21 protein-coding genes, 1 tRNA gene and 1 pseudogene are annotated in these 19,631 nt (G+C 66.6%); 11 read left to right on the top strand and 12 right to left on the bottom strand.

The features are described 5' to 3' along the window. Positions 1-33 precede the first annotated feature (33 nt). Positions 34-591 (bottom strand): TetR/AcrR family transcriptional regulator, encoded by a 558-nt coding sequence (locus tag MPSD_RS26670; RefSeq protein WP_011742382.1) that lies wholly within the window; start codon positions 589-591, stop codon positions 34-36. 224 nt (positions 592-815) lie between these two features. On the opposite strand from MPSD_RS26670, the gene MPSD_RS26675 reads away from it, so the two are divergent. Continuing rightward, positions 816-1,091: a hypothetical protein gene (locus MPSD_RS26675; protein ID WP_015354018.1), complete on the top strand. Its 276-nt coding sequence runs from the start codon at positions 816-818 to the stop codon at positions 1,089-1,091. Between the two features lie 118 nt (positions 1,092-1,209). Here the strand turns inward: MPSD_RS26675 and MPSD_RS26680 are convergent, their stop codons facing one another. The 7 genes from MPSD_RS26680 to MPSD_RS30360 form a co-directional block, all read right to left on the bottom strand. After that, a complete protein-coding gene (locus MPSD_RS26680; RefSeq protein ID WP_232022682.1) occupies positions 1,210-1,662 on the bottom strand; it encodes a hypothetical protein in 453 nt (150 codons plus the stop codon). Positions 1,663-1,814: 152 nt separating this feature from the next. Beyond that, a complete protein-coding gene (locus MPSD_RS26685) occupies positions 1,815-3,866 on the bottom strand; it encodes a hypothetical protein (RefSeq protein WP_086085637.1) in 2,052 nt (683 codons plus the stop codon). A gap of 3 nt (positions 3,867-3,869) precedes the next feature. Next, on the bottom strand, positions 3,870-4,241 hold the full coding sequence (locus tag MPSD_RS26690) for a hypothetical protein (RefSeq protein ID WP_223161359.1): 372 nt from the start codon (positions 4,239-4,241) through the stop codon (positions 3,870-3,872). 7 nt (positions 4,242-4,248) lie between these two features. Beyond that, positions 4,249-4,596, bottom strand: coding sequence for a hypothetical protein (locus MPSD_RS26695; protein ID WP_015354014.1), 348 nt, complete (start codon positions 4,594-4,596; stop codon positions 4,249-4,251). A gap of 43 nt (positions 4,597-4,639) precedes the next feature. Further along, positions 4,640-4,927: a WXG100 family type VII secretion target gene (locus tag MPSD_RS26700; protein WP_020785612.1), complete on the bottom strand. Its 288-nt coding sequence runs from the start codon at positions 4,925-4,927 to the stop codon at positions 4,640-4,642. A gap of 33 nt (positions 4,928-4,960) precedes the next feature. Further along, complete coding sequence (locus MPSD_RS26705; RefSeq protein ID WP_020785611.1) at positions 4,961-5,263, bottom strand: WXG100 family type VII secretion target; 303 nt, start codon at positions 5,261-5,263, stop codon at positions 4,961-4,963. A gap of 59 nt (positions 5,264-5,322) precedes the next feature. Further along, positions 5,323-5,451, bottom strand: a complete 129-nt coding sequence (locus MPSD_RS30360) for a hypothetical protein (RefSeq protein WP_015354011.1) — start codon at positions 5,449-5,451, stop codon at positions 5,323-5,325. A gap of 688 nt (positions 5,452-6,139) precedes the next feature. Between MPSD_RS30360 and MPSD_RS26720 the strand changes: the two genes are divergently transcribed. The 5 genes and pseudogenes from MPSD_RS26720 (at position 6,140) to MPSD_RS26740 (ending at position 10,121) form a co-directional block, all read left to right on the top strand. Beyond that, a complete protein-coding gene (locus MPSD_RS26720; protein WP_420811983.1) occupies positions 6,140-7,342 on the top strand; it encodes an ISAs1-like element IS2404/ISMul1 family transposase in 1,203 nt (400 codons plus the stop codon). Positions 7,343-7,361: 19 nt separating this feature from the next. Beyond that, positions 7,362-8,084 (top strand): annotated as a pseudogene (locus MPSD_RS26725) (ATP-binding cassette domain-containing protein); the annotation flags it as partial. A gap of 9 nt (positions 8,085-8,093) precedes the next feature. Beyond that, entirely contained in the window at positions 8,094-8,774 is a 681-nt protein-coding gene (locus MPSD_RS26730) for an ABC transporter permease (protein ID WP_012396805.1), read from the top strand. Then, positions 8,771-9,517, top strand: a complete 747-nt coding sequence (locus MPSD_RS26735; protein WP_015357580.1) for an ABC transporter permease — start codon at positions 8,771-8,773, stop codon at positions 9,515-9,517. Before MPSD_RS26730 ends, MPSD_RS26735 begins: the two co-directional genes overlap by 4 nt. 4 nt (positions 9,518-9,521) lie before the next feature. Beyond that, positions 9,522-10,121: a putative glycolipid-binding domain-containing protein gene (locus MPSD_RS26740; RefSeq protein WP_036450676.1), complete on the top strand. Its 600-nt coding sequence runs from the start codon at positions 9,522-9,524 to the stop codon at positions 10,119-10,121. Here MPSD_RS26740 and MPSD_RS26745 read toward each other — a convergent pair. Next, on the bottom strand, positions 10,084-11,028 hold the full coding sequence (locus tag MPSD_RS26745) for a prephenate dehydrogenase (RefSeq protein WP_051153762.1): 945 nt from the start codon (positions 11,026-11,028) through the stop codon (positions 10,084-10,086). The two genes, MPSD_RS26740 and MPSD_RS26745, sit on opposite strands and share 38 nt — an antisense overlap. A gap of 131 nt (positions 11,029-11,159) precedes the next feature. On the opposite strand from MPSD_RS26745, the gene MPSD_RS26750 reads away from it, so the two are divergent. The 4 genes from MPSD_RS26750 to MPSD_RS26765 all read left to right on the top strand — a co-directional run bounded on the left by MPSD_RS26750 (position 11,160) and on the right by MPSD_RS26765 (position 16,780). Then, positions 11,160-11,681: a tRNA adenosine deaminase-associated protein gene (locus tag MPSD_RS26750; RefSeq protein WP_011741974.1), complete on the top strand. Its 522-nt coding sequence runs from the start codon at positions 11,160-11,162 to the stop codon at positions 11,679-11,681. Next, positions 11,678-12,136 carry a nucleoside deaminase gene (locus MPSD_RS26755; protein WP_020785607.1) on the top strand — a complete coding sequence of 153 codons (459 nt, stop codon included), beginning with the start codon at positions 11,678-11,680 and terminating at the stop codon, positions 12,134-12,136. The genes MPSD_RS26750 and MPSD_RS26755 overlap by 4 nt, the downstream gene beginning before the upstream one ends. Positions 12,137-12,165: 29 nt before the next feature. Next, positions 12,166-12,255: transfer RNA gene (locus MPSD_RS26760), tRNA-Ser, on the top strand. A 457-nt stretch (positions 12,256-12,712) separates the two neighbouring features. After that, positions 12,713-16,780 carry a PE family protein gene (locus MPSD_RS26765; protein ID WP_086085535.1) on the top strand — a complete coding sequence of 1,356 codons (4,068 nt, stop codon included), beginning with the start codon at positions 12,713-12,715 and terminating at the stop codon, positions 16,778-16,780. 91 nt (positions 16,781-16,871) lie between these two features. Here the strand turns inward: MPSD_RS26765 and MPSD_RS26770 are convergent, their stop codons facing one another. The 3 genes from MPSD_RS26770 to MPSD_RS30625 form a co-directional block, all read right to left on the bottom strand. Then, the gene (locus tag MPSD_RS26770; RefSeq protein ID WP_011741970.1) at positions 16,872-17,231 is read right to left on the bottom strand and encodes a hypothetical protein; all 360 of its coding nucleotides are present in this window, start codon (positions 17,229-17,231) and stop codon (positions 16,872-16,874) included. A 58-nt stretch (positions 17,232-17,289) separates the two neighbouring features. Next, positions 17,290-17,673, bottom strand: coding sequence for a YbjQ family protein (locus MPSD_RS26775; protein ID WP_020785603.1), 384 nt, complete (start codon positions 17,671-17,673; stop codon positions 17,290-17,292). Positions 17,674-17,744: 71 nt separating this feature from the next. Further along, positions 17,745-18,230, bottom strand: a complete 486-nt coding sequence (locus MPSD_RS30625; RefSeq protein WP_015357588.1) for a TM2 domain-containing protein — start codon at positions 18,228-18,230, stop codon at positions 17,745-17,747. Between the two features lie 128 nt (positions 18,231-18,358). On the opposite strand from MPSD_RS30625, the gene MPSD_RS26785 reads away from it, so the two are divergent. Continuing rightward, positions 18,359-19,630: a sulfotransferase family protein gene (locus MPSD_RS26785; protein WP_086085536.1), complete on the top strand. Its 1,272-nt coding sequence runs from the start codon at positions 18,359-18,361 to the stop codon at positions 19,628-19,630. Position 19,631: the final 1 nt, after the last annotated feature.

Here is a 19,631-nt window from a genome sequence, read left to right on the forward strand (position 1 = left end):
CGGCTCGGGCAAGTTCGGATCCGGAAACGGTCGTCACGGCGCGGGGTCGGTCAGGTAATGCACGATCACCGGCCGCAGCCATCTGATGAGTTCCTCGTCGTCCATGTGCAGCAACGGCGGGAGGCCGATTACGTAGCGGGCCGTCGCCACACCGACCATTTGCGCTGCCACCAGCGCGGCGCGTTCGGGCCCCCGGTCCGGCACGATCGCCGATAGCGCTGGGCCGACCCGGTCGACGAACACCTCGACCAGCGCGTCCGCCGCGTCACGGTTGGTCGCGGCCGCGCGCAGTAGCGGGAGGAATGCCCCCCTGGGCCCCCACACCCTGAGGAAATTGGGCAGCAGCGCGTCGGCGATGCGGTCCATTGGGATGCCCGAGAGATCCGGGAATTTGATGTCGAATCGGGTGGCTGCCGTGAAGAGCCCCGCCTTGCTGCCGAAGTAGTGCATGACCAGCGCCGGATCGACCCCGGCGGCCTTGGCCACCGATCGGATGGTTGTTCGCTCGAACCCGTTCTCCCCGAACTGGGACTGTGCAGCATCCAGGATCGCTGACCGGGTGGCGGTTGCGTCTCGCGTCTTCACGGGCATGCCAACCAGTGTATTCAACGATCGTTGACAGTGGGGATATTGAGATCTAACCCATAGCGGATTGCCATCTTGGCCGCTCAGTAGCCCAGTGCTTCGCGTAGTGCGACGGCGCGTAGTGCTGCCGCACTACGCGAAGCACTCGACTACTAACCAGCCAAGCCGGCAGCGGTCAATCACTCCACCTACCAACGCCCAACGCCGAAGACAACCAAAGGGATCCAGCAATGACCTCCCCTCTGACCGTCAGTATCCCCAGCCTGCGGACTGCGGCGGGTGAGCTGTTCGCGATCAGTACCGCAGCTGACTTTCCGAGGATTCCGCCGGGAGTCCTTGCGATCGGAACTGATCCGGCATCAGTGCATTTCAATCGGCTTTCGCCGGCCATGTTGGGAACGTTGAACGCGAGGCTGCTGGCTATCCAAAAGGATCTTTTCCAGCTGTCGAATGATATGGCTGCCGCGGCCCGCGCCTACCAAGAGGCCGATGCAGCCGGGAGGTAGGTCACCCCGGCCGGGCGAACGCGCGCCAGCTGACCAATCCGGTCCGGCGTTGACCGGCTCTTCGGACTTGGTAGGGACCTGGTGTGCGGATCCCGTTGGCGATCTTGATCTGTGCCGCTCAGATCTCGGCCAGCAGCACCGTGCCGTCGGCCCCAATGTGCAGGCCGAGCCCGCTGACCTTCAAGATGTTGCTCACATGCTGCGCCGCGATCAACGGCGGGACCGCTTCGGGTTGGGCCTCCCGTGTCGCCTCGATCAGCGCTTGAGTGCTGAGGACGCCGGCGAAGATATCCTCCTTGACCTCCGTGGCGAATTCGCACACGTCGAAGTGCCAGTCGGTGACAAGTGCGATAGCGGCCAGCACGGACCTCATCTGTTCCAGGATTTCCTCGAACCTCACAGCGGCTGCGGCGCCGGCCGGGCCCTGCCAACGACCATCCTCAAACAGCGCCCCCGCCTCCCAGCACGCCTCCCCCACGTCTTCGAGCTGCGCGCACGTGCGGCGCAACATCACCGCCAGGTCCGACACGAGGTCTTCCTCGATGCCGGGCCATCCGTCAGGTTCGAGCATCGCCGGGGCGTCGGCAGTGGTCGGTCTTGGGATGGGCATCGCTTAGCTACCTCCGATGGTTGACGCGGTCAGCTGCGCCCCGAGGGACCACCTTGCCCACTCACGCCCTGGCCGAGTGCCGGCTCGGCCAGGGCGTGAGCAGCCGACCCCCATCAGGCAGCGATTGCTTGTGCGCTGTCGAGTTGCGCGGTGATGTACAGCCAGTACAGCCAGTCGGTCACCGCAGCGCGCTGGGCGTCGGCGTCGACGGCGTTGTGTGCCCGCCAAAGCAGAATCTCTTGGCTGTGGGCCGCGTAGTTGTAGAACTCGGCCACGCGCGCAATCTCGCGGCCCGCGCACTCGCTGCCCATGGGTTTGAGTACCTCGAACCACAACCTGTGGCGTCGATCGACCGGCGCATTGGCATCCGCCGGTGCGGCGGGTAACAAGTCGATCAGACGCGCATCAACGGTCGCGGCCAGGCGCTTGGCCGCGCGTGGGTCCACCACTTCCAGCCGAGTTCGACCGCTCATCTGGCCGGTGTCGGGGATCTCGTCGGGTTGCAGCAGAATCTTCGGCACGCCGGGATCGCAGTTGGCCAGCTGTTCTTCGGTGGCGATGATCGCGCGCAGCGTGGCGTTGTGATGGGCGGCCCAGCCCTGCACGGCCATCACCGGGTAGGTGGCCCAGCGGGCCCGCTCGCTGGCGGCGATCCCCCGGTCGCTGCTGGCCATGTGCACCGCTGCCGGCAGGTGCACCCCGTCGGGGATGTAGGCCAGCCCGTAGCTGTTGGCCACCACGATCTCACCGTCGGCGGTCACAGCGGTGACCCAGAAGAACCCGAATTCATCGGTGCCGCCGACATCGGGTGCGTTCAGCGCCGCGGCGATGCGTCGGGCCAGGGCCAATGGATCGGGCGCCTCGCTGGTGCGTGGCGTCGAGGCCGCAGCGATCGCATCACGTTCCGCCAGCGCGGCGGCCACCGGAATCGCCACCAGCGCATCAGCATCCATCGTCTCGGCGGTGCCGGCGAAGTCCCCATCCGCAGTGGATCGGGCGTGCACCGGGGCCTTGCCCGCTGACTTGTCTGCTGCCGGCGTGGTGGGCGTTCGACCCGATCGGGTGCCGGCTACCGGAGCACTCGAACGCACGCCCGGCCCCGCGGCGGCACCCCCCGACGCAATCGATGTCGTCGGTGCCGCCGAGGCTGACGAAGCGCCCGACGCGGCGGCCGCCGGATCAGCCTGCGGTACTGGGGAACTCGCCCCGACCTCCGGCCCCAAGAACTGGGGCCGGATCCCTTGTCCACCCGGGTGCGCGCCACCCCCACCGGTGGGCACCGGTGCAGCGGCCGGCTCGGCTGCCGACGTGTCCGGCTCCGAGGAAGGCGGACCTTGAGGGGCGGCCGCCGAGGATCCCGACATTCCCGCACCCGACATCGACGCCAGAGACGACAGTGAACTCAGACTCGACAGCGGGCTCAACGCGGCCGTCGCACCCGAAGTCGGCACCGAGGTGGCTGCCGGCGTGCTCCCCGACGTGGGTTGCACGGTGTCCGATGACGTCGAGTCCGAAGCCTGTTCTTGCTGGCCCAGTAGTGGCTTTATCGGCTTGGGGATGTTGTTGGAGATCGGCGCGGGTAGCGGCGGTAGCGGCGGGTCGAGATCGGGGAGGTAATCCGCGGGTGAGTTCATATCGATCGCCGGGAACATGTCCTCCGGGATCAATCCCAAGCCCGTCTGCAGCGCCGTTGCGACGGTAACCACCATGGCGGTGTTCGACGCGTTGGCCTCAGCGAGCAGCGCCATGATCTGAAGGGGCGCTGCGGGGTTTTCCTCCGCGGACGCCTCGAGTTCGTCCACCTCCGCTTCAGTCTCTATGACGAGCATGCAGATTCGCTTCTTGACCGTCATGAGCAGCGCGGCCATGTCGCCGTACCAGATGTATACGCCCAACAGCTGTTTGACCACGGTTTCCAGCCGCGAGCTGAAGTCGCTGAGCTTGGCGTGGGCGGCCTCAGCGGCATCTCCCGACCAGACATCTTTGGTGAACATCTCGCTCATCTGCTTGAGACAAGCCGAGTGCACTTCGCTCAGTTGCTTGTGTGCCATGAAGTAATCACGGGCCTGGTTGATCAGGTCGAGCTCGTAGACGTTCGGCCACCCGTTCGGTTCGAGCATCGCCTCCGAGTTGGGAGTGTCCGGTTTCTTGATTATCTGCGGCATCGCCTAGCCACCTCTCACGATCTGAAAACCCTCATCGATCACGTCGGCCAGGGCCGACAGAATGCCGTGCAAGTGCGGCAGCGCTCGAGCCAGCCGCTCATCGAGCTCGGCTGGCATCTGCGGGTCGGCGGATTCCAGCACCTCTTGCAGGTACGCACGCCAGACCCGGGCCGCTCGGTCGGTGCCCCGATGGTTCTTGGCCGCCCGCTCGAAACCCTGCGCAAGTTGTTGCGGCGCCTGGCTTCCGCCCGTACAGGAGGTCCGCCACGTGTCGCCCGAAAGGGTCAGGACTTCCGCCGCGCTCTGCACCTCCAACTCGGCGCCTTTCGGCGTCAGGCCTTTGGGCGCCACCTGCACATCTGGACGTCTCGTCATGTTTGCGTCAGTCCTCGACGCCAGTACCCGCCGGCGCCGGATTCGCGGCCGCCGGCGGTTGGAACTTGTACTGGCTGAGCTGCTCACCCAGCGTTTTGTCGGTGTTCGTATAGGTGTTGGCCGCGGTGACGATGTTGGAGCCCAACTGGTGCAGGGTGGATTGAGCGGTGTTGAGCACGTCCTTCACCGCGAAGTAGATGTGCGGCAGCACCTCATTGGCCGCGATCACCGCGTAGTCCATTTCCAGCCCGATCGGCGGCTTCGGCGGTGACGGAAACGAGAGGCCCCGCAGCGCGTCCCCGGCAGCCGCCAGGACAGGGGCATCGACAGTGACTGGGTTCTTCGATGTCGTCATTCGCGGATCCTTGTGCGTGTGTTTGTCATTGGCTGTTGGTGGGCTAGGCGAACAGGGCCGCGAGGCCTGTTTCGGTGGTCAGCATTTCTTGGTTGGACTGGTGGATGGCGCGCGCGAGGGCCTGCAGCGCGGCGTTGAGGTCAGCAGAGGCGCTATCCCATTGCTGTTGGACCTGTTGGTAGGCCTCAGAGCCGCTGCCACCCCACACCTCGGTCAGGGTGGAAAGAACCTGGTTGGCGTCGTGGAGGTGCTTTTGGGTTTTGATGACCTCGGCCTGGATTTCGGCAACCCCGATCTCGATGGCGGCGAAGTTGTAGTGCAGTACTGCCATGTCGCTGTTCCGTTTCTGATGCTCAGGAGGGGACTAGAAGTTCATTTGGTTTGACAGCAAGCCGGTTTCGTGGTCATCGGTGTCGGTGTAGTCCTGCGCGGCAGTCCAGATCTTTGTCGAGATTTCATTGAGTTTCTTGACCTGCTGGGTGGCCGCCTGGTGATACAGCGCAATCGCAGCCTGGGCGGCATGGCCGGCATCACCGCGCCAGGCCAGCAGCAACCCGGCCGCGTTTGTCTCCACCCGCCGGATCGAGGCTTTCAGGTCATCAGCGATCCGTTCGAACTGACGGGCCTGACCGGTCAGGGTCGCGGCATCGGTCTTCATCTCCGCCATGGGCGATCACCTTCTCCTTTTCACAATGCGGGTCAAACTGCCGGCCGAGCACGGCCATCTCACTCGATGACGCCGGGGGTGCTGGCCGGGTTGGGGTCTGGTGTCGCGGGCCGGGCGCCTGGTGTGCCGGGGACGCTGGGCTGGACGCATCCGGTCGCCGCGGCGATCAGCTGGTTCATGTGGTTCATGTCGCCCTCCTCACCGTCGACTCATGTTCGGCGGCGAAGACGTTGGTGATGCCGAGGATCTTCTTGTTGGTACGTTGGCGCCCGCTTCCACGGGCGTGGTCAAGCGGGCTCGCGCAGACACTCGAGTCAGGCGCTTGCGCGATAGCTCGCCGATCGCGGTTGCACTGTTCCGGGTCTCTGCACCGGTTAGGAATAACCGAATATCATTATCCGGCGCATTAGCTCAACGATTTCGACTGTGAAATACCTGAAGATTATTAATGGCCATCGGTGAAATTCACCAACATCGCAGTTTAATTCATCAATTTGGCCAGGCAATTCATCGTTGCGCGCTGGCCGCCATCCGGCTCGGTCAGTAAACATCCTGCTAGAGGCCCCCGTCTGCGACGGGACGCGCCTGCGCTGGATGCCGGAATTCATCACTGTCGGCACCGTACTTCGTCGGCTCTCCGCCCGACAATTCATCACTCATGCCCGAACGTTCTGACCGGTTCTGACGATATTGCGACAACCATCCGTCGCAGAAATCGGCAGCAAAAGCAACCCAGGCCTCCGGCGTTGTTGATTAGCAGGCTTGTGAGCTGGGTTGATGATCTTTGGTGCCGCGCTATTGGGGCCGGAGTGTAGGCACGGGCTATCTGGAGAACGATCGAGTTGGTTACTGTTCGTCGTTGGTCTGGAGTTGCCCGTGCCTACCGTTTCAGTATTGCCTGTGTCGTCGGTTCCAGAGGTGTTCGACCGCTGGAGTCCTGGTGAGCGCAGCGAGTTCATCGGATCGGAGTTTCTCGATGTGTTGGCCTCGGTGCCAGACCTGAGGGACCCACGCGGTCGGAGGTATTCGCTGATGGCTTTGTTGGCGATCGCGGTTCTGGCCACTGCCGCGGGGATGCGCGGCTATGCTGGTTTTGCCACATGGGCGGCCACCGCTCCCGATGATGTGTTGGCCCAATTAGGGGTCCGGTTCCGGCGGCCCAGTGAGAAGACCTTCCGCGCTGTTTTGTCTCGGCTAGACCCCGCCGACCTCAACGCCAGGATGGGCAGTTACTTCACTGCACACGTGGCCAGCAGCGACCCCAGTGGATTGGTGCCGATCGCGTTGGACGGCAAGATGCTGCGTGGTGCTTTACGCGCCAAAGCGACAGCCACGCATCTCGTGTCGGTGTTCGCCCACCGTGCCCGATTGGTGCTCGGTCAACTCGCTGTCGCCGAGAAAAGCAATGAAATTCCCTGCGTACGTGCCCTGCTCACGCTGCTGCCGGGTAGCTTGCGGTGGCTGGTCACCGTGGATGCGATGCATACCCAGGTCGTCACCGCGAAGTTGATCTGCGCCACCTTGAAGTCGCACTACCTGATGATCGTCAAGTCCAACCAAGCCAAAATATTTGCGCGTATCACCGCGCTGCCCTGGGCCGAGGTGCCCGCAGCCGCTACCGACGACTCCCGCGGCCACGGCCGTGTCGAGACCCGCACCCTGCAAATCATCACCGCTGCACGAGGAATCGGCTTCCCCTACGCAAAACAAATCATCCGGATCACTCGTGAACGCTTGATCACCGCCACCGACCAGCGCAGCGTGGAGGTGGTCTATGCCATCTGCAGCCTGCCGTTCGAGCACGCCCGCCCTACCGCGATCATGACCTGGATGCGTCAACACTGGGGAATCGAGAACAGCCTGCACTGGATACGCGACGTCACCTTCGACGAAGACCGTCAAAGGGCACATACCGGAAACGGCGCACAGGTCCTAGCAACGCTACGCAACACCGCGATCAATCTGCACCGCCTCAACGGCGCCGACAACATCGCCGAAGCCTGCCGGATCACCGCTTTGACCGCCAACCGCCGCCTAGACCTCCTCAATCCACAATTCCCCAGCTCACAAGCCCGCTAATCAACAACGCCGGAGCCCTGGTCTGAACCCCAAGGTGGCCAGCCGTTATCCGGCCCAACTCTCCGGTGGCGAACAACAGCGGGTCGGGCTGGCGCGGGCGCCGGCGGCTGACCCGCCGATCCTGTTGATGGACGAGGCCTTCTCTGCTGTCGACCCGGTGGTACGCCATGACCTGCAGAACGAAATCCTGCGTCTGCAAAGCGATCTACACAAGACCATCGTTTTCGTCACGCACGACATCGACGAGGCGTTCAAACTCGGTGAGGTGGTGGCGGTGTTCGCGCCGGGCGGTCGGTTGCAGCAATGTGACCAGCCCGCCCGGCTGCTGGCCCGCCCGGCCAATGAGTTCGTGTCGAAATTCATTGGCTTGGGCCGTGGCTACCGGTTGCTGCAACTCTTCGATGGGGCGGGGCTCGAGCTGCATAACCTCGAGCGGATCTGTGTGAGCAGTCTGGGGCGGTCGCAACCGCCCGATGGCTGGGCGCTGGTGGTCAGCGACGATGACGTCCCGGTGGGCTGGATTGACGCCGACGGATTGCGCCGCCATCGCGATGGTGCGACCTTGCCGGACGCCATGACCGTGGTCGGGGCGGTGTTCCGGCCGAACGGCAACCTTAGCCAGGCGCTGGATGCCGCGCTGTCGTCGCCGTCATCCATGGGTGTGGCCGTCGACGACGGCGGCAAGGTCATCGGTGGAGTGCTGGCCGATGACGTGCTGTCCGCGTTGAAAAGCCGGCGATAAGGCCCGGGTATGCATTACTTGATGACCCACCTCGGCACCGCCTGGGCGCTGACCATGGTCCATCTGCGGCTGTCGTTGATTCCGGTGCTGATCGGTACGGCGATCGCGATCCCGCTGGGCTTGTTCGTGCAGCACGCACCGACGCTTCGTCGGTTGACGACGGCAACCGCCAGCGTGGTCTTCACCATCCCGTCGCTCGCGCTGTTCGTGGTGTTGCCGCTGATCATCAAGACGCGGATCCTGCAAGAGGCGAACGTGATCATCGCGCTGTCGGCCTACACCACCGCCCTGCTGGTGCGTGCGGTGCTGGAGGCCCTGGATGCGGTGCCCGCGCAGGTCCGGGATGCCGCCGTGGCGGTCGGCTATTCGCCGATTGCGCGAATGCTGAAAGTCGAACTGCCGCTGTCAATTCCGGTGCTGGTATCCGGCCTGCGGGTGGTCGTCGTGACCAATATCGCGATGGTTTCGGTGGGGGCGGTGATCGGCATCGGCGGTCTGGGCACCTGGTTCACCGCGGGTTACCTGATGGACAAGAGTGACCAGATCGTGGCCGGCATCACCGTGATGTTTGTCCTGGCCATTCTGATCGACATGGTGCTCAACGTGGCCGGCAGGTTGGCCACGCCGTGGGAGCGCAGCTCGCGTGGCCGGCGTCGGTTCAGATCTCCGATCGTGGGTGGGGCTCGATGAACTTCCTGCAACAGGCGCTGTCCTACTTGTCCACCGCCGCAAATTGGACCGGATCGGCCGGCCTGGCCCACCGTACCGCCGAGCACCTGGAATACACCGCGCTGGCCGTGACGGCGTCGGCACTGGTTGCCATACCGATTGGGTTGATCATCGGCCACACCGGCCGTGGTCAGTTGCTGGTGGTGAGCGCGGTCAACGGGCTGCGCGCCTTGCCGACGCTGGGCGTGTTGCTGCTCGGTGTGCTGTTGTTCGGGCTGGGTCTGGGGCCGCCGATAGTCGCGCTGATGCTGTTGGGCATGCCGCCGCTACTTGCCGGCACCTACGCGGGCATCGCCAGCGTCGACCCGCTGGTGGTCGATGCCGCCCGTGCGATGGGGATGACCGAGGCCCAGGTGGTGTTGCGCGTCGAGATGCCCAACGCCCTGCCACTGATACTCGGCGGGTTGCGCAGCGCGACGCTGCAGGTGGTTGCCACCGCGACGGTGGCTGCCTACGCCAGCCTGGGCGGGCTGGGCCGCTACCTGATCGATGGGATCAAGGAACGTCAGTTCCATATCGCCTTGGTCGGTGCGCTGATGGTGGCGGCGCTGGCGCTGTCTTTGGACGGGCTGCTGGCGTTGGCGGGATGGGCGTCGGTGCCCGGTACCGGCCGCGTGAGCAGGTTCTGGCACCAGCCAGATGACCGAATTGACGTTGCAGTTAGTCCCAATTCCGCCGCGGTTGGTTCACACGTCCTACGGTAGAGATGTGAACTCAGTTTCCTCTGATCCGGCTCGGCGCCTCTGGACGGCTATGTTGACGTGGCGTGCTCAAGACGTCTCGCGCATGGAATCGGTACGAATTCAGGTGTCCGGCAAGCGGATCAGGGCAAATGGCCGCATTGTGGCGGCCGCTACCGCCAGCAATCCCGCATTCGGCGCTTTCTACGATCTGCAGACCGACGAGACCGGCGCCACCAAGCGGTTCGGACTGACCGTCACGCTGGCCGAGCGGGAACGTCAGCTCGCGATCGCCCGGGACGAAGAGAACATGTGGTTGGTCACCGACCACCAGGGTGAGAGCCGAGCGGGGTACAACGGCGCGCTGGACATCGACCTGGTGTTCAGCCCGTTCTTCAACGCGCTGCCGATCCGGCGCCTCGGAATCCACGAGCGTGCGGAGATGATCACCTTGCCGATGGTCTACGTCAACGTGCCGGAGATGAGTGTCGACGCGGCCACCGTGAGCTACAGCAGTGAGGGCCGCCTGGATGGCATCAAGTTGCGCTCCCCGGTCGCCGATACCACCGTGACCGTCGACGATGAAGGTTTCATCCTGGACTATCCAGGCTTGGCAGAGCGGATTTGATCACGCCGCCCGCCCGGCCGGCCGCCGCCAGTCGTTCGCGCCAGCGCGGCTCGCCGATCGTCACCGTGGAGATGTCGGAGCGCGGGAAGCTCTCGTAGCGGGTGCGCGCGGCGTTGCCCGCGTCGACCAGGTCGGCCACCGAGCCATTGCAGGCCAACGAATCGCGTGCGCGGTTGAGCAATTCGATGATTCGGTCCGCAGCCGGCACCAACTGTCCGGTGTTGGCCTCGCACATCGCCCGAACCAGGTCGGGAGCGGTGCCGGCAACGCGGGTGGCGTCCCGGAACGAACCCGCGGCCAGAGCAAAAGCCAGGGGGACTTCGGCGGCGGCGACCGCCAGTGCCTCGGCGAGCAGGTGGGGCAGGTGTGAGATCGCCGCCGCGGCCGCGTCGTGCTCGTCGGACTTGGCCGGCACGACCACCGCTCCGCAGTCCAGCGCCAGCTGCATCACCATCGACCACACCACGGGATCCACGTGGTCGTCGACGCTGACGACCCAGGGTGCCCGCGTGAATAGGGCGCCGTGACCAGCCCCCCAACCGGAGTGTGCGGTGCCGGTCATCGGGTGACCGCCGACGAAGCGCTCGCGCAGACCGGCCTCGGTGACTTCCTCCAAGACGGCGGTCTTGACGCTGGTCACGTCGGTCAGCGGGCAGTTAGGGGCCAACTCGCGGATGTGGGTCAGCATGCTCGGCAACGCCGGCATAGGAACGGCCAGCACAATCAATGCGGTGGTGTCGGCGGCCCGGGCCAGTGTTTCGGCGAGATCGGTGGTGGCCTCAAATCCGTCCGACTGGGCGCCGTTGGCGCCTTCCACCGACCGGTTGTAGCCGAAGACCACACGATCTGCTGCAGCGGTGGCCCGCATGATGGAACCACCGATCAAGCCCAGCCCGAGTACACACACGGGTGTCGTCTGCACAGTCCCAAGGTTGGCACACTTGTATTGCTTGTGCGTGTCCGCCGCCGCGCTTGCCCAGCGGCGCTGGTCAAGGGTCATCTGGTCACAAACCTGGCCAGCGACTACCGTAAGCGCCCATGGGAGCACAACGGGCCGCAGCGAAAGGCCCGTCCGCGGAAACGCCGGACGGTTTCGGCGTTGCCGTGGTTCGTGAAGAAGGCAAATGGCGTTGCGCCGCGATGAGTCCGAAGGCCTTGGCCACGCTGTCGGAGGCCGAAACCGAGCTGCGGGAATTGCGCAGCTCGGGAGCTGTCTTCGGGCTCCTGGACATCGATGACGAGTTCTTTGTCATCCTGCGTCCGGCGCCTTCAGGGACACGGCTGCTGTTGTCGGACGCCACCGCGGCACTTGACTACGACATCGCGGCTGAAGTCCTAGACAGCCTGGACTCTGAAATAGATCCCGAGGACCTCGAGGATGCCGACCCGTTCGAGGAAGGCGATTTGGGCCTGCTGGCAGATATCGGCCTGCCCGAGGCCGTGCTGGGGGTCATCCTCGACGAGACTGACCTCTACGCCGACGAACAACTCGGCCGCATCGCCCGGGAAATGGGCTTCGCGGAGCAGCTGTCGGCGATAATCGACCGCCTCGGTCGGTGATCGCGGACGAAGATCTGGTCCGCGCCGCCCTGGCGGCAGCAGCGACGGCCGGTCCGCGCGACGTACCCATCGGTGCGGTGGTGATCTCCGCTGACGGGACCGAACTCGCCCGCGCGGTAAACGCCCGCGAGGAACTCGGCGATCCGACCGCCCACGCCGAGATCCTGGCGTTGCGGGCGGCGGCGCGAGTGCTCGGGGATGGGTGGCGGCTCGAAGGCGCCGCGCTGGCGGTAACGGTCGAACCGTGCACCATGTGTGCGGGTGCTCTGGTGCTGGCGCGGGTGGCTCGTTTGGTGTTCGGTGCGTGGGAACCCAAGACTGGCGCGGTCGGTTCCTTGTGGGATGTGGTGCGCGATCGTCGGCTTAATCACCGCCCGCAAGTGCGCGGTGGTGTCCTCGCACAGGAGTGCGCTGCGCCCCTGGAAGAGTTCTTCGGCCGCCAGCGATTGGGGTGACGGGCCATCGGTTCGGTAAGCTGCTCGGCGGTGGCGTGTCCGAGCGGCCTAAGGAGCACGCCTCGAAAGCGTGTGACGGCTAAAACCGTCCGAGGGTTCAAATCCCTCCGCCACCGCCAAGCGATGAGTCGACCCGTGGGTGACACCACGGGTCGCGTCATCGGCTACAGATTCCCCGGCCGTCGGCCGGGGTTTTTGTTCTTGGCGTGGATTGGCGCGCAATCTTCGACGAGCGGACCAAGGCCGGGCAGCATCACAGCTCCGTGGCCATCGTGGTCGCGCGAACGGTGACGCACCGGGTCGACCATAGAACTCTCCAGCCACTGCTCCCTCCAGTGGCGGGTGTCGCGTCCCTTCAACGTGTGGTCTCGGCCTAGAGCCGTTTTGAGGCGGCGCCTTCCCGTTCGAGACATTGGTTTCACGTACTAGACAGATTTGTTTCAAATAACCTGTGTGGCAATATATTTCGCCACATCGCTACTTACGATACGCGGGAATCGGCACTGGAGCCGATGGGTGACGAGCGGTTTAGCCCATTTTTCCGATGGTGCCCGCCTATCGCAGAGGAGTGGTGTGATGTCGTTTGTTTCGGTGGGTCCGGGTCTGTTGGAGGCGGCTGCTCGGGATTTGGCGGGTCTGGGTGCGGGGCTTCGGGAGGCCAATCTGGCGGCGGCCGGTGCCACGGTGGGGGTGTTGCCGGCTGCCGGTGATGAGGTGTCGGCCGCGATTGCGGAATTGTTTGGTGGTTTCGGTCGGGAGTACCAGGCGATGGGTGCTCGGGTGGCGTTGCTCCACGACGACTTCGTGCGGGCGCTGACCGCGGGCGGGAGCGCCTATGGGCAGGCCGAGGCGCTGAATATGTGGCCGTTGCAGGAGCTCGAACAGCAGGCGCTGGGGGTGGTCAATGCGCCGAGTATGGCGTTGTTCGGCCGTCCGTTGATCGGTAATGGAGTTGATGGGGTCGCGGGCACTGGGCAGGCCGGTGGGGCCGGCGGGATCTTGTGGGGCAACGGCGGAAATGGTGGGTCGGGGGCGGCCGGAGCCAACGGTGGAGCCGGTGGTTCCGCGGGTCTTATCGGCACCGGTGGCGTGGGTGGTGCCGGTGGCGTCGGTGCTGCGGGTATGACCGGCGGGTCTGGTGGGGCCGGGGGCAGTGGTGGCTGGTTGTGGGGTGCGGGTGGCTCCGGTGGTGTGGGTGGTGCTGGGGGCGTGGGTGCCGGCGCCGGTGGCATCGGCGGGCATGGTGGTGCTGGTGGCGCCGGGGGTGTGGCGCGTTCGTTGTTGTTTGGCACCGGCGGAGCCGGCGGTGCGGGCGGGGTCGGTGGTGGTGGGGCAGCTGGCGTCGACAGCGGTACTCCAGGAGGCACGGGAGGTATTGGCGGTGTCGGTGGCGCGGGTGGTGCTGGTGGTGTCGGGGGTGCGAGCCGATCGTTGTTGTTCGGCGCCGGCGGGGTCGGTGGCGAGGGCGCTTCGGGCGGGCTAGGCGGCGGCGGAGGTGCCGGGGCCAGCGGTGTGGGCTTCGATATGGCGGGCGGTGCTGGTGGCGATGGCGGCGCCGGTGGTGCCGCCGGTGCCGGGGGTTCCGGAGGCTCCGGTGGATGGCTGTGGGGTAACGCCGGGCAGACCGCGGGTGCCGGTGTTGGCGGTGCTGGTGGCGCTGGTGGTGCGGGTAGTGATGCCAGCCTGGCGGGCCAGGCCGGTTTTGCTGGTGGCTCCGGTGGTGCTGGTGGCGTTGGGGGTAGTGCCGGGGCCGGCGGTGTTAATGGCTCCGGTGATGATGGGGGTGCCGGGGCTGCGGGTGGGGCCGGTGGCGCTAGTGCGACCGTGGCGGGCTCCGGTGGTGATGGCGGTGCGGGTGGCGCCGCGGGTGGCGGTGTCGGGGCTGCGGGTCTCGGTGGTGATGGTGGCCACGCCGGTGCCGGTGGTGCCGGTGGTGAGGGACTCAGTGGCGGCTTCAACACCGGTGCGGCTGGCGGGATCGGTGGCGCTGGTGGTGCCGGGGGAACCGGTGGTGACTCCGGTGGTGTGGGCGGTGTCAACGGTGACGGCGGTGCTGGTGGTGGCGGTGGCCGTGGCGGTGATGGTGGCTCCAGCACGAGCACGTCCGGTGTGGGTGGTGCCGGAGGCGCGGGCGGTAACGGCGGCAACGCAGGCTTCGGTGTGGGCGCCGGCGGCACGGGTGGCAGCGCAGGTGACGGCGGTGCTGGCGGGTTCGGCGGTGCCGGTATCGACGGCAGCGGCGCGGCCGGTGCCCGCGGCGGCGATGGCGGGGCTGGCGGTGGCGGTGGCGCCGGAGGTGTTGACGGCGTCGGTGGCGCCAGCGGAAACGGTGGCGCGGCAGGCGCTGGCGGGGCCGGGGGCAGCGGCATCGGTGCTGGCATTGATGGTGGTGCCGGTGGCGCCGGAGGGACCGGCGGTGCGGCAGGGTTCCCAGGCGGCGGAGGTACCACGGGAGCTTGGGGTACCGGTGGTGCCGGCGGTGCTGGTGGCGCCGGCGACCACGGTGGCGTAGGCGTCAACACGGGTGACTCGGGTACGGCCGGGTGGGCTGGTGGTGCTGGTGGTGCCGGCGGAGCCGGCGGCAGCGCCGCGTTCAACGGCGTCAACGGTGCTGGTGGTGCTGGCGGCAACGGTGGTGCCGGTGGCGGCGGCGGTGCCGGGGCCAGTGGTATCGGCGCCGGTGTGGCCGGCGGTGACGGCGGAACCGGCGGTACTGGTGGCGCCGCCGGAACTGGTGGCGCGGCGGGAACCGGCGGCACCGGAGGCGCTGCGGGTGCGGCCGGTAGCGCTGGTGATGGTGGCGCCGGGGGTGCTGGTGGCGCTGGTGACGACGGCAGCGCAGGAGTGGTCTCGGGCGACCCGGGCACGGCCGGGAAGGCCGGGGGTGCCAGTGGAGCTGGTGGCGTCGGCGGCAATGGTGTTGCGGGCGGAGTCAACGGCAGCGGCGGTGCTGGCGGTGCAGGCGGCGCAGGCGGCACGGGTGGTGCCGGGGCCAGCGGCGTCCCCGCTAGCGTGGACGGCGGCGACGGCGGCGCAGGTGGTGCCGGTGGTGCGGCCGGTTCCGGTGGTGCGGCCGGCACGGGTGGCAGCGGTGGCAGTGCGGGTAACACGGGTGCCGGCGGTGCCGGCGGCGATGGCGGCGTCGGGGGCGCCGGCGGCAATGCCGAAGGACCGGGCCTGTTCGGTTACGACGGCGGCATGGGCGGGGCTGGCGGTGCTGGCGGCAGCGCCGGGTCTACTGGCGTCAACGGAGACGGCGGTGCCGGTGGCGCGGGCGGTGTTGGCGGCCTCGGTGGCGATAGTGCGGCTACGGCCGGTGGTGGTGGAGCCGGCGGCGATGGCAGCGCTGGTGGTGCCGCGGGCGCCGGTGCGGGTATCGCGGGTTCAGCTGGTGACGGCGGGCACGCCGGTGCGGGCGGTGCCGGCGGTGACTCCGGTGGCGTCGGTGGTGTTAACGGTGCCGGCGGCAATGGCGGGGCCGGCGCGAACGGCACCGCCAGCCCGGGTGTCCCTGGCCCCGGGGCTGGCGGCGACGCCGGGGCCGGCGGGAATGGAGGCGCCGGTGGGGGCAGCGGCGCACGTAACGGTGACGGCGGTGCCGGCGGAGTGGGTGGCCGCGGCGGCGATGGCCATATCCACCCGAGCGGTTTCCGTATCAACGGCGGCGATGGCGGGGCTGGCGGCGCCGCAGGACTTGCCGGCGTCAATGGCGCTAGTGCCGCTGGCGATGCCGGCCACGGCGGCGATGGCGGGGCCGGCGGGAACGGCAGTGTCGGCGCGTCGGGAGCAAATGGCGTGGGGGCAGGAGCTACCGGCGGTTTCGGCTCCCAAGGTGGCGATGGCGGTAAGGGTGGTGCCGGTGGAGCCGGCGTGAATGGAGTTGGTGGCGGCGACGGTGGCAAGGGCGGCACCGGTGGTGCCGGCGGGGCCGGCGGAGCGGGTAGCGATGGCATCATCCCGTCGAATGGCGGCCTCGGCGGCAACGGCGGCTCGGGCGGTCTGGGCGGGGCAGGTGGTGCCGGTACCGACGGCGGAGCGTCGGGCGCCACTGGCACCTACGGCACCGGAGGCGCAGGAGGGGCCGGAGGCGCCGGAGGAAACGCCACCGGCGGCGCGGGCGAGGGCGGCGGCCTCGGTGGCAACGGTGGCAACGGTGGTCAAGCATTCGGGGATGGTGTCGGCGGCGCCGGTGGTATCGGCGGCAAGGGTGGCAATGCCGCTATCGGCACCATCGTCATAAATGGTGGAGTTGGCGGGGCGGGCGGTTCCGGCGGCTTGGGAGGTGCCACCGAGGACGGGGTAGGTGGTGTCGGAGGCGCCGGCGGGGCCGGCGGCAATGGTGGTCGGGGCGACAGGTTGTTCACGGTCGGCGGCAGTGGCGGCACCGGCGGTGACGGCGGCGGCGGCGGTAGCGCTAGCGGAAGCGGCACTGGTGGCTCCGGCGGTACCGGTGGCGTTGGAGGGATAGGCGGCGATGGCAAACTAGGCGGCTTCGGCGGCGACGGCGGCGACGGTGGTGACGGCGGGTTCGGTGTCATCGGCGGCCAAGGCGGCGGCGGTGGGTTCGGAGGCCTCGTCGGGACGGGCGCGGGTGGCGCGCCTTCCGATAACGGGATCAACGGTGAACCAGGCAACCCGGGCTGAGCGATGCCACACCCAACCATTCCCGGTCCGGCGTTAGAAGATGGCCTGCAGGACAAGCGAATAACTGGGATCTAGCCGAGCCGGGCCCGTTTTACCCGCTGATCAACAACGGAAGCGAGATCGCTCCCGCTCCTCCGGTCACCACAATTACCCAACGGCCGTCGACGGGCAGGCTCACCTCAACGTTGAAGATGGCGAACCCGACCTCGGCGGTGGTTGCGGCGTCGGGCAGCTCGAATCCCATCAGCAGGGGTTCGTCATCGGTAGGAGGTCTGATCTCGACTTCGATCCGCTGGTGGGGGTCGTCGGTTTCGGTCTGGGTCAACACCACCAGCAGAAACCGTGCTGCCCGGTCGGTGTCGACCCAGTATCGGTACAAAACGCCGCCGGATACGTTGAGCTTGTTATCCACCGCAGCGGCCGCTTCGGCTAGAAAAGCCCCCACTATCACTCCCCGAACCTACAGCCATGGTCACGGCACGCTCGGCGGGGCTCGGAGCGCCCCGCAGCTATTGCTGAGGCTGGGGTGCGCCGCCATAACCGAGCTGCGACGCGGTGTAGCGTGCGGCATCGGTGACCGGCACCGCCTGCACCGCAGTGCCGTACGCGCAGATCTCGGTCCATACGTCACCGAGCTCGGTGGTGTCGAAGCGCATCCCGATAATCGCGTTGCCGCCCTTGTTGCGGGCCTCGGTCATCAGCCGGGCCATCGCCTCATTGCGGCTCTCGGCCAGGTTCGTGGTCATGCCCTGCAACTCGCCGCCGAACATCGATTTGAATCCGGCGCCTATCTGGGAGAAGGCATTTCGGGAACGAACGGTCAGTCCGAAGACTTCGCCGCACACCCGCTGGATTTCCCAACCGGGAATGTCATTGGTCGTGACAACGAGCACCGGGCCACCTTTCTGCGGACGTTCGATACGACGTGATTGCGCTGCAGACTACCGCTGCGTGGGCGGGGCGCCTAGCGCAGCTTGCGGCCGTAGCTGTCGGCAACGTTGCCGGTGAAGATCATGATCGCGTCAACGATTCCCCACAGCACCGCGGCAATGAGAAACGGAAAGCCGATGAGGCAGAAAACGGTGAAGGCCAGGCCGCCGAGTCCGAGGCACAACTGAGCCGTGGCAACGGAATTCGAGCCGACGTAGAACCGGCCGATCCCGGCGAAACCGAAAAACAGCTGCAGCAGTCCGGCGGTGGCGGCCGACTTATCGGAAAGGGGCACACCGCTGATCGGATCGCGCCCAAAGGGCGCCTGCGGATCTGGCGCCTGGGCGAAATTTGGGTACGGGTACGACGGGTTGCCGGGGTATGGCTGTGGCTGGCCCCCGGGTTGAGCCGGATACCCCCATGACGGTGGGAACTGGGGATTGGGGCCCGGCTGGCCGTAAGGCTGCCCGACCCAGGGGGGCTCGTCGGAGGAACCTCCGGGTTGATTCGGTGTCGCCATCGGCTAGCACTACCCCCTCGTAATCTCGCCTCCCCACGCTACCCCGGCCCCAGCCGGTGTCGCTTGACGAAACGGCCACACCCGCGGCTACCGTCTTTGGAGTATGTCGAAGTCGAAGTGGGGATCCGGTGGAACCTTCCAGCACTGACATCGCTGACATCGACTTTGACGATCTGACGAGGCCCGTGCTGACCGACGTCCAGCGCCAGGTTCTGCAGTTCACCGAGTCCAGACACGTCGAATTCGACATCGCGGCACTGCTCGCCGAAGCTGTGGACCAGGCCGGGGTCGGCGACGACCTTGGCGACACCGACGGCTTCGGAAACCGCTTGAGGGCCCATGTGGCAGCGATCGAAGGTGAGCAAGGTCTCACCCAGCTCACCCGCTCGTCCTTGCGGCAGCGAGTGGTTCGGCTGCTGCGCAACCGCCTCTCATTGACCGACCTCATCCGCCGATACCCCGAGATCGAATCGATCCGGATCGAAAAACCGTTCGTCGTGGTGGGCATGCCGAGGTCGGGCACCACCCATCTGGTGAATCTGCTCGCTGCCGATCCGCGCCGGCGTGCGCTGCCGTACTGGGAGAGTCAAGACCCGATCCCGGCCCGAGGCCAAGGCCCCGACATCTTCGGCGTGGACCCGCGCTACACCAGGGCCAAAACCGAGCATGATGCATTGATGGCCGCCGCTCCGGTGGTGGCCGCCATGCATGACCGGTTTCCCGAAGCGATCGAGGAGGAAGTGGAGCTCCTCGACCTGGACCTGGCCTCCTATGTCCTGGAATGGCATGCGCGGGTGCCCGATTGGCGCGACTACTATCTGGGGCTCGACCAACGCCGCCATTACGCCTACCTGAAGAAGGTGCTGCAGGCGCTGACGTTTCTGCGCGGCCCGCAAACCTGGGTCCTCAAGAGCCCGCAGCATTGCGAGCAGCTGGGCCCGTTGATGGCGACCTTTCCCGACGCCACGGTGGCTTTCACGCACCGTGATCCGGTGGCGGTGATCCAGTCGACCATCACCATGATGGCCTACTCTGACCGGCTGCGCCGCACCAGCATCGACGCCGGCTGGCTGCTGGACTACTGGAGCGACCGCGTGTATCCACTGCTGTGGGCCTGCGTGCGTGACCGTGACATTGTGCCGCCCGACCGCAGCATCGACATCGGCTTCCATCAGCTCAACGGCAACGAAATGGCGCTGCTGGACGAGCTTTACCGGTGCAGCGGCGTCGCGATAACCCCGAAGGTTCGCGGACTGTTTCAGCAGTACCTGGACGGCAATCCGCGCGGCAAGCACGGTCGGGTGCGCTACCACCTGCAACGTCATTTCGGCAGCTCGGCCGAGCAACTTCGGGAACGGTTCGACTTCTATTTCGACAGGTTTGATGTCCGCCCCGAGTGAA

This window comes from Mycobacterium pseudoshottsii JCM 15466 (assembly GCF_003584745.1).
Lineage (GTDB): Bacteria > Actinomycetota > Actinomycetes > Mycobacteriales > Mycobacteriaceae > Mycobacterium > Mycobacterium marinum.

Coding starts and splice junctions, on each gene's coding strand:
- MPSD_RS26700 (WP_020785612.1), bottom strand. CDS start 4,927: ATGGCAGTACTGCACTACAACTTCGCCGCCATCGAGATCGGGGTTGCC.
- MPSD_RS26730 (WP_012396805.1), top strand. CDS start 8,094: ATGCATTACTTGATGACCCACCTCGGCACCGCCTGGGCGCTGACCATG.
- MPSD_RS26680 (WP_232022682.1), bottom strand. CDS start 1,662: ATGCTCGAACCTGACGGATGGCCCGGCATCGAGGAAGACCTCGTGTCG.
- MPSD_RS26735 (WP_015357580.1), top strand. CDS start 8,771: ATGAACTTCCTGCAACAGGCGCTGTCCTACTTGTCCACCGCCGCAAAT.
- MPSD_RS30360 (WP_015354011.1), bottom strand. CDS start 5,451: ATGAACCACATGAACCAGCTGATCGCCGCGGCGACCGGATGCGTCCAG.
- MPSD_RS26690 (WP_223161359.1), bottom strand. CDS start 4,241: ATGACGAGACGTCCAGATGTGCAGGTGGCGCCCAAAGGCCTGACGCCG.
- MPSD_RS26765 (WP_086085535.1), top strand. CDS start 12,713: ATGTCGTTTGTTTCGGTGGGTCCGGGTCTGTTGGAGGCGGCTGCTCGG.
- MPSD_RS26685 (WP_086085637.1), bottom strand. CDS start 3,866: ATGCCGCAGATAATCAAGAAACCGGACACTCCCAACTCGGAGGCGATG.
- MPSD_RS26705 (WP_020785611.1), bottom strand. CDS start 5,263: ATGGCGGAGATGAAGACCGATGCCGCGACCCTGACCGGTCAGGCCCGT.
- MPSD_RS30625 (WP_015357588.1), bottom strand. CDS start 18,230: ATGGCGACACCGAATCAACCCGGAGGTTCCTCCGACGAGCCCCCCTGG.
- MPSD_RS26695 (WP_015354014.1), bottom strand. CDS start 4,596: ATGACGACATCGAAGAACCCAGTCACTGTCGATGCCCCTGTCCTGGCG.
- MPSD_RS26750 (WP_011741974.1), top strand. CDS start 11,160: ATGGGAGCACAACGGGCCGCAGCGAAAGGCCCGTCCGCGGAAACGCCG.
- MPSD_RS26670 (WP_011742382.1), bottom strand. CDS start 591: ATGCCCGTGAAGACGCGAGACGCAACCGCCACCCGGTCAGCGATCCTG.
- MPSD_RS26675 (WP_015354018.1), top strand. CDS start 816: ATGACCTCCCCTCTGACCGTCAGTATCCCCAGCCTGCGGACTGCGGCG.